We start from the raw sequence: 1,806 nt of genomic DNA, 5'->3' as shown, positions 1-1,806 counted from the left end.
CACTCGGCAGCTCCTACACATTTTTCGCGGCCCAGCGGGAGCAAGCTCCCTCGCCACAGGGGAGCTCCTTACATTGGTGAGATATCTCATATGACCGACACCCCACATTTCCCCCTCGCCGCCGTGGTCGGCGCCGATGCGCTGAAACTGGCCCTGTGCCTGGCAGCGATCGATCCGAAGATCGGCGGCGTGTTGATCGAAGGTCCGCGCGGGATGGCCAAGTCCACCCTGGCCCGGGGCCTGGCGGATTTGTTGGCCAGCGGCCAGTTCGTGACCTTGCCGCTTGGCGCCACCGAAGAACGCCTGGTGGGCACCCTCGACCTGGGCGCGGCGTTGGGGGAAGGGCGCGCGCAGTTTTCCCCCGGTGTGCTAGCCAAGGCCGACGGCGGCGTGTTGTATGTCGATGAAGTGAACCTGCTGCCGGATCATCTGGTGGACCTGCTGCTCGACGTCGCCGCCAGCGGTACCAACCTGATCGAGCGCGATGGCATCTCCCATCGGCATCCGGCGCGTTTCGTGTTGATCGGCACGATGAACCCGGAAGAAGGTGAGCTGCGTCCGCAACTGCTCGACCGCTTCGGCCTCAACGTGGCCCTGGACGGCCATACCGCCCCGGCCGAGCGCGGGCAGATTATCCGTCGGCGGCTGGATTTCGACAGCGATCCGTCGGCGTTTTGCGCCGAGTGGGAACCCGCCCAGCAACGGTTGCGTGAGCGCTGCGAACAGGCCCGCGCCGGCTTGGCCCAGATCCCCCTGGATGACACGGCGCTGGGGCAGATCACCGAGCGTTGTTTTGCCGCCGGGGTCGATGGGTTGCGCGCCGACCTGGTCTGGCTGCGGGCTGCCCGCGCCCATGCCGCGTGGCGTGGCGCGCAAGCCATCGCCGATGAAGACATCGACGCCGTTGCCGAATTTGCCTTGCGTCATCGCCGCCGCGACCAGGCCACCCCGGCCCCCGCGCCAACCCAGGCGCCACCCTCGAACCCGAATGAACCCAGCCAACCCAGCGAAGGCCAGGGTCAATGGGGCGACCTGCCGCCTCGGGCATTGCCGACCGGCGCCCGGCGTGATGTGCCGAGCTGGCCAAAAAAGCCCTAGGCATTCGTCCCCGTTCGCCAGCGGGGGCGAATGCCAGACCCCGCGCCGGGCGACTCGACCTGGGCCGCCAGGGACGGAGCAAAGCGGCGACCGCTGGCCTGGTGGACTGGCCGGGTTCCTTGCTCAATGGGCGTCCGCGCTTGCTTGCCGACTTGCGTTTCAAATGGCGGCAGCGTTCGGCCCATGAGCTGTGGCTGGTGATCGTCGATGCGTCGGCCTCGACCCGTCGCCATCGGGCCTTGAGCGACGGCAAGGGCCTGCTCGCGCAATTGTTCGACGACGCCTACCGGCAACGCGCGCGGCTGGCGTTGTTGACCGCCAGCGGCGCCGCACCGACCTGGCAAGTGCAGGGGCTCAAGGCCTCCACCGGCCTGGGCCACTGGCTCGACGCGCTGGGTGCCGGCGGCGGCACGCCGTTGCTGGCGGCGATCGGCGAGTCGCAGCGCTGGCTGGCCGCCCGGCGCAAGCGCTTCCCGGCGGAGCGACAGCGAGTGCTGCTGATGACCGATGGCCGGGTGAAGGAAGGACACTCCCTGCCGCCCCTTGATTGCCCCAGTCTGCTGATCGACATCGAGCGCGGCCCGATTCGCCTGGGCCGGGCGCGGCAATTGGCGGGGCAGTTGGGGGCTGAGTATCGGCATATCGATGAAGGCACTTGAAATGTGCTGTGGCTGTCTGGGCCCTATCGCGAGCAAGCTCGCTCCCACA

At 68.3% G+C, this 1,806-nt stretch carries 2 protein-coding genes; both read left to right on the top strand.

Going from position 1 to position 1,806, the window contains the following annotated elements:
- Positions 1-90 precede the first annotated feature (90 nt).
- Positions 91-1,098 carry an ATP-binding protein gene (locus OC610_RS26845; RefSeq protein ID WP_264432293.1) on the top strand — a complete coding sequence of 336 codons (1,008 nt, stop codon included), beginning with the start codon at positions 91-93 and terminating at the stop codon, positions 1,096-1,098.
- A 101-nt stretch (positions 1,099-1,199) separates the two neighbouring features.
- Entirely contained in the window at positions 1,200-1,757 is a 558-nt protein-coding gene (locus OC610_RS26840; protein WP_332880486.1) for a vWA domain-containing protein, read from the top strand.
- Positions 1,758-1,806: the final 49 nt, after the last annotated feature.

This window comes from Pseudomonas agronomica (assembly GCF_025917275.1).
Classification (GTDB): Bacteria; Pseudomonadota; Gammaproteobacteria; order Pseudomonadales; family Pseudomonadaceae; genus Aquipseudomonas; species Aquipseudomonas agronomica.
Note: the sequence above shows the minus strand (reverse complement) of the source record. Positions and strands in the feature narration are given on the sequence as shown.